Annotated in this window: 7 protein-coding genes; 6 read left to right on the top strand and 1 reads right to left on the bottom strand. The window is 26.7% G+C overall.

Annotated features, from left to right (window positions below):
- The 6 genes from BN1173_RS01190 to BN1173_RS01165 all read left to right on the top strand — a co-directional run.
- On the top strand, positions 1–676 hold a 676-nt coding region (locus BN1173_RS01190; protein ID WP_040236059.1), incomplete at its 5' end, for a hypothetical protein.
- A gap of 72 nt (positions 677–748) precedes the next feature.
- A complete protein-coding gene (rpsT, locus tag BN1173_RS01185; RefSeq protein ID WP_025400605.1) occupies positions 749–1006 on the top strand; it encodes a 30S ribosomal protein S20 in 258 nt (85 codons plus the stop codon).
- An 11-nt stretch (positions 1007–1017) separates the two neighbouring features.
- Positions 1018–1344 (top strand): HU family DNA-binding protein, encoded by a 327-nt coding sequence (locus BN1173_RS01180; protein ID WP_012537997.1) that lies wholly within the window; start codon positions 1018–1020, stop codon positions 1342–1344.
- 3 nt (positions 1345–1347) lie between these two features.
- Positions 1348–1755 (top strand): bactofilin family protein, encoded by a 408-nt coding sequence (locus BN1173_RS01175; RefSeq protein WP_014696112.1) that lies wholly within the window; start codon positions 1348–1350, stop codon positions 1753–1755.
- A gap of 86 nt (positions 1756–1841) precedes the next feature.
- Positions 1842–3386 (top strand): transcription termination factor Rho, encoded by a 1545-nt coding sequence (rho, locus tag BN1173_RS01170; protein ID WP_014696111.1) that lies wholly within the window; start codon positions 1842–1844, stop codon positions 3384–3386.
- 57 nt (positions 3387–3443) lie between these two features.
- Positions 3444–3650: a type B 50S ribosomal protein L31 gene (locus BN1173_RS01165; protein WP_040236061.1), complete on the top strand. Its 207-nt coding sequence runs from the start codon at positions 3444–3446 to the stop codon at positions 3648–3650.
- A 108-nt stretch (positions 3651–3758) separates the two neighbouring features.
- Here BN1173_RS01165 and BN1173_RS01160 read toward each other — a convergent pair whose 3' ends face one another.
- Positions 3759–6656, bottom strand: a complete 2898-nt coding sequence (locus tag BN1173_RS01160; RefSeq protein WP_040236056.1) for an insulinase family protein — start codon at positions 6654–6656, stop codon at positions 3759–3761.
- Positions 6657–6668 lie beyond the last annotated feature (12 nt).

Below are 6668 nucleotides of genomic sequence, written 5' to 3'. Positions count from 1 at the left end.
GTTTTTATATAGATATTTTTATGAAATTTACTTTAAAGGAAACAAAATTTTTTATAAAAAATTTTGTTTTAAAGTTAATTTTGATTTTCATGATATCATATGGATTGAAAAAAGATTGTTAGATAATATGTTAATTTTAGGTTTAAATAATGGTACAAAAATAAAAATGTGTTTTTTAAGAAAAGAGTATTTGAGTAGTTTTTTTAAAAAACTCAAACTTATAAGAAGTGATTTATTTATTACAAAGATACAAGAATTGCCAATAAGATATCATGTTTCAGGTACTTATATTTTGATGTATTTATTTCGTGTTTTAATTAATGTTTTTGTTTATTATATTTCATTTGGTAGTATAATAGTGTTTTCTCTTGTTTTGATTTTAGGAATTAAGGTTTTAATAAGAGATATTTTGGTGCTTAAAAATTTAGTGATTTTTTATGAATTTAGGCAAAATTCTGTTTATGAGAGAAAGCTTTTTTCTGGAAAAGAATATTATTATGAGTTTTTTAATAAGATATTTGTTTATAATTCTGAGTTAACTGGTGATGGATATTTATCTTTTGTTTATCCTTATAAGAGTATTTTTAAAAAAGTTTATATTAATGATAAGGGAATGTCTTATTCAATGAAAAAAGTATTTGCTTATATTGATAAGTATTGCAATAAGTGTTCTTAGTGTATGATTGACTATATCATAATTAGTTGGTATATTATTTATTATCATGTTTGCTGCATTAAGGAGTTTAATTTGGGCAATAATCCATCAGCATTAAAGCGAGCTCGACAAAATTTGAAGCGAAATTTGAGAAATGTAAGTGTTAAGAGTGAACTTAAGACACTAGAAAAGCGTTGTATAAAACTTATAAAAGACGGGAAAAAAGATGAAGCTTTGGAGTTTTTTAAATTTGTTTCAAAAAAATTAGATACTGCTGCTAGAAAGCGAATAATACATATAAATAAAGCCGCACGTAAAAAGTCAAATTTGAGTATTTTGTTATTACAGTAAGGAACTAGCTTATGTCTTGTTCAAAGAGATCCAAAGTTACTAAATCAGATATTGTTGATCAAATATTTTTAAACATTAAAAATAATAATGAAAAGTTGGAAAAGAAGTATATAAGGCTTGTAGTTGATGCTTTTTTTGAAGAACTTAAAAACAGTCTTTGTGTTAATAATGTTATAGAGTTTAGATCATTTGGTACATTTGAGCTTAGAAAGAGGAAGGGTCGCCAAAATGCTCGTAATCCTCAAACAGGTGAATATGTGAATGTTGATGATCATCATGTTGCTTATTTTCGTCCAGGAAAAGATTTAAAAGAACGGGTTTGGAGCATTAAAGGATAGTTAATGCCTGTTAATGTTAAGGATTCTTACAAATGGGATTGTAAGCTTGATTCAAGTTTAATTTTTAGAGGAAAGTTAAAGTTTGAGGGTGCTTTATATCTTGATTCTTCTTTTGAGGGTGAGATTTTTTCAGAAAAAGGAATACTTTTTATAGGTAAAAATAGTAAGGTTATTACTGATGTAGTAATTTGCGATACATTGATAATTGAGGGAATTTTAAAGGGCAATGTTAATGCTAGCAATAAGGTTTATTTAAATAGTGGTTGTAAAATATATGGTGATGTTAAGACAAAAAAGATATTTATTAATGATGATATAGTTTTTGATGGTAAATGTGAAATGATTAAATCTAATGAAAGCATAGATTTGTTTTCTTTTACAGTTTCACAATTAAAAGATACTTTGCAGTGAATTAATGTTATGTTTTATCATTTAATGATTAATTATTATTTTAAATAGAAATACCCTTCTTAAAAATTTATCTCATAGAGGAGATTATGGATAGAAAATGTGAGGAATTTGATTTAGAGGATGAAATGAAGCGTTTGAATTCTTCTAAAGAATTAAAAATTGAAGATAATAATAAGAAAAAAGTAGTTAAAGTTGTTACTAAAAAAGAATCTGTTTCTAGTGCTTCTAGGAATTCTAATATTGCTAAATTAAGAGAATCTAATGAGCTTTCTTCTGATTTTGATTATGATATATCAGATCCAGATTTGGAGAGTAGTATTAAGACTCTTGAACAAAGCAATATTATTAATTTTTTAGGTGGTAAGGATTCTATAGTTATTGATACTCTTTATGATAAGCCAATTACTGAAATTAGAAAAGTTGTTGAAGGACTTGGGACTAATCATACTATTGCGGTAACAATGAAAAAGACAGAGTTGATATTTTTACTTGTTAAAATATTAACGGAGCATAATATTAATGTTTTATTTACCGGTGTTCTTGATGTTTTAAGTGATGGTTATGGTTTTTTGCGTACAGCATCTAATTCTTATCTGTCTGGAGGTAATGATGTTTATGTTTCTCCGTCTCAGATTAGGCTTTTTAATTTAAGAACGGGTGATATTTTATATGGACAAATTAGATCTCCAAGAGAAGGTGAGAGATTTTTTGCAATGATTAAGATTAAAAGTATTAATGATCAAGATCCTACATTTGCACAAAATAGAATACCTTTTGATAATTTAACACCTTTATATCCTAGTTCAAAATTAGATCTTGAATATGAAAATTGTAATATTTCAACTAGACTTATTAATTTGTTTGCACCTATTGGAAAGGGTCAAAGAGCTTTAATAGTGTCGCCTCCAAAAGCTGGTAAGACTACTTTACTTCAAAAAATAGCTAATGCAATTACTACTAATTATCCAGACATTGTTTTAATGATTTTACTTATTGATGAGAGACCTGAAGAGGTGACTGATATGATTCGTGGTGTTAAGGGTGAAGTAATAGCATCTAATTTTGATGAACAGGCTAGTAGGCATGTACAAGTTGCAGAGATGGTCATTGAAAAGGCAAAAAGATTAGTTGAGAATAAAAAAGATGTTGTGATTCTTTTAGATTCAATTACAAGGCTTGCTAGAGCTTATAATCAAACTATGCCAACTTCTGGTAAGATACTCTCAGGGGGTGTTGATTCTAATGCTTTACATAAACCAAAAAGATTTTTTGGTTCTGCTAGAAATATTGAGGAAGGAGGTAGTCTTACTATTATAGCTACAGCTTTAGTTGATACTGGGAGTAAGATGGATGAAGTTATATTTGAAGAATTCAAGAGTACTGGTAATATGGAGCTAATTCTTGATAGAAGTTTGGCAGATAGAAGACTTTTTCCTGCTATTAATATTAAGAAATCGGGGACAAGAAAAGAAGAATTACTTTTAAGTGAAGAAGAACGTTCTAAAATTTTGCTTATTAGGAAAATTTTAAGTGGTGTTGATGATTATGAAGGAGTTGAAGCTTTAGTTGAAAAGATGAAAAAGAGTAAAAACAATGAAATTTTTTTAAAAACCATGAGTAATGGAGATTAATAAAATTGACTTTGTTAATAATTTAGACTAAACTTTGATTAAATTAAGAGAGGCTTTATGAAAAAAGATATACATCCTGTTAGTAATTTAGTAGTTTTTAAAGACGGTGCTAATGGTGCCATGTTTTTAACAAGATCAACTTTAACGTCAAAAGAAGTAATTAAGTATAGTGATAATAAAGAATATCCATTAATTACTGTTGAGATTTCAAGTAAATCACATCCTTTTTATACAGGTCAGCAAAAATTTGTGGATGGTTCTTAGTTATTTTTTTGTTATCAATGTTTATTTGTGTATTTAAATAAGTTTAATTCTAATTGTTTTTTTATTTTTTGTTCTTTTTCTTGTGCTTTTGTTGCCTTTAAATCTAACTTAGTCCGTTGGTCGCAACGTCAAGTTTGTTTTATCATTCTCATAGATTGTATTGCTAACAAGAGATGTGATGCTGTTTTTTTCTTTTAGTTGGTATAGTACTTTTTCAGAGATGTTTTTTATATCTGTATTTGTTATTTTAAAATAATTATTTCTTATATTTTGTCTTAGATGATCACTAATATTTAGCATTTTTCTTTTATAGCTTTGTAATATTTCTGTGGATTTTGTTTTTACATTTGTATTAAGTCCAATTACTCCTATTAAATATGTATGGATTTCGTCACATTTAATTTCATTATTAGCTAACTCTTCTAATGATGCTTCAAAAGCTTGATATGTTGTGATAAAATTTGGATCTCTATATGATGCAAAAGAAAATATCCCGTTTGTAATAGATGCAAATGCACCATATGCTCCACCAGCAACCCTTATTTTTTCCCATAATATTCCGCTTTTTAATATATGTGTTAAGAAATTTATTGTTGGATAGTCTTTATCTGTTATTCTATAGCTTGCAAAGCTCATGGCATTAAAAGATATCTTTGATGGAATGATCATTATTTCTTTTAAGACATTACTTGATGGCTGTATTGTAATTAAATTGTTGCTGTAAATTTTTTCATTTAGATCTTCTTTTAGTATAAATAATTCTGTTTCTAATTTTTTAATAACGTCTTTAGTATTACCTATAAGCAAGGATGATAGATTATTTTTAAGAATAATCTTATTTCTAAGGTTTTCTAAATTATGTGCAATTTCTTTTAAAGATTCTATGTCGGTTTTTATTTTGTGCCAATATTGTCTTCCCGTAATACCAAATTGAAGTTCTTGCAGGTATTTACTTTGACTTAATTTTGATTCTGATCTTGTTGTTGCTAAGATGTGTCCTTGTGGAATGAGTATTGATTTAAAGTCGTTTTTGAGACTTAAGACTATTTCTTTTAATCTATTGTAGTCGTGAAAATCTATATTGATTAAAATTTCTTTTATTAATGTGAATGATTCTTGAATTTTATTGTTAAATGATTTGAAATTTATATTAAACAAATTGATCATGTTTCCGTGAATATCTTCTTCATAGCTTTCGTATATATTTAGTTGTCCCAGAGTATTTTGGATTTTATTATTTAAAGTGATATATGAGTAATTTTTGGTAGACAAATCTTGAATAGCTCTTTTAAGCAACGAGAGATATAAAAAATCTTCTTTTTGTAAAAAATCTAATTTAAAAAATAGATATACATTAAATATATTATTATTCTTCTTTAACTCAAATGTATGTGCGTTAAGTTCGGGAACATAATTTAAAATTAAGCTTTTATCAACTTCTTTTGGTAGGTCTTCTATTTTTAATATAGGAATTTTAGCAATATCAGATTTAAGATCTTTCTTGTTTTGATATTTTTTGAATTTATTGTAATCTTTAGTAAATTTTGAAAATTTCTCTGGATTTTTTTTAATATCAATTTCTCTATCCATCAGTTTTTTTTCTATTTCTTCTTCCATTTCTTTAAGTATGTTATCCGACGGGTTGAAGTGGATTAGAGTATAGTGATTATTGTTTAGTAGATATTTTTCTATTAAATTTTCAAAATAGGGTTCTCCTCTCTCTAATTTGTTTTTGATTTCATTTAGCTGATAATTAATTTTTAGAGTTTCAGTTGGATGTAGGCCGTGTATCCAGCCTTTAAAACTTTTAATCATTAAACTAATAGGCCAACCTTGTCCTTTTTCTTCTTTTAATGAAAATTCATAACCAAATAAAATACCTTGTATTAATTCTTGTGGAATTTTTACCTTTACAAGGTTTTGAAGTTCTTGGAAAATTTTGTCTTTAAATTCTTCTATTTTTCCTGGAAGTACGTTTTGTAAACCAAATGAAAATATGCATTCTTTTATGTCTGTGTTAATTCCGCTAACATCAGCTATTACATCTCCGATTTCGCTTTTTAGCATATTTATAGTAAATTGGCAAGAACTATCTAGAAGAATTTCTGATAAGATTTCAAGACCAATATTTTCTTTAATATTTTCAATATCACTACATAACCAATTTATTACATATACTCCCAATGTATTTTCAGTTTCTTTAGGAATATCAAAACTGAGTGTTTTGTGTTGGTTCCATCTTGTGGCTTTGTCTATGTTATAATTGACATCATTTGATTTTTTATTTGTGCAAGGCCTAATTATATATTTTTCAATGAAATTAAGATTTTTATTGGTATCAATATTGCCAAATAAAAATATTTTGCAATTTTCTAATGTATAGTATTTTTTATAAAATTCAATAAATTCTTCATATGTAAGATCAATAATGTTAATAGGGTTTCCTCCAGAATCGTATTGGTAAGGACCTTTAGAGAAAAGAGAATTGGTGGAGATTTCGTTAATTAAAGAGTTTTTGCTTGAATAATTACCTTTCATTTCATTTAACACAATGCCAGATGGCTTAAAGTTATTTGGATTTATGTTATAACCCTCTTGCATAAAAGCTTCTTTTTTCAGTAAGGGGTTAAAAATGGCATCAGAATATATTTTAAACAAATTAAAGTAATCTTTTTGTATTGTGGATGCTGCTGGATATAGAGTTTTATCTGGAAATGTCATTGCATTTAGAAATGTATTTAGACTACCTTTCATTAAATATAGAAAGGGATCTTTTATTTTATATTTGTTTGAGCCACAAAAAATTGCGTGTTCAAGAATATGAGCAACACCTGTATTATTGAAAGGAATAGTTTTAAATGCTATTCCAAATGCATTTTCTTTGAATGTATTATTTTTTAGCTCAAATATTTCCAATCCACTCTCGTGTTTAAAATAAGACCCTTCAGCATCATATTCTTCTAAATAAGTTTTTGAAATTAAATTAAACAATTTTTTTTTCTTCATTGATAATTAATT

The organism is Borrelia crocidurae (assembly GCF_000825665.2).
Classification (GTDB): Bacteria; Spirochaetota; Spirochaetia; order Borreliales; family Borreliaceae; genus Borrelia; species Borrelia duttonii.
Note: the sequence above shows the minus strand (reverse complement) of the source record. Positions and strands in the feature narration are given on the sequence as shown.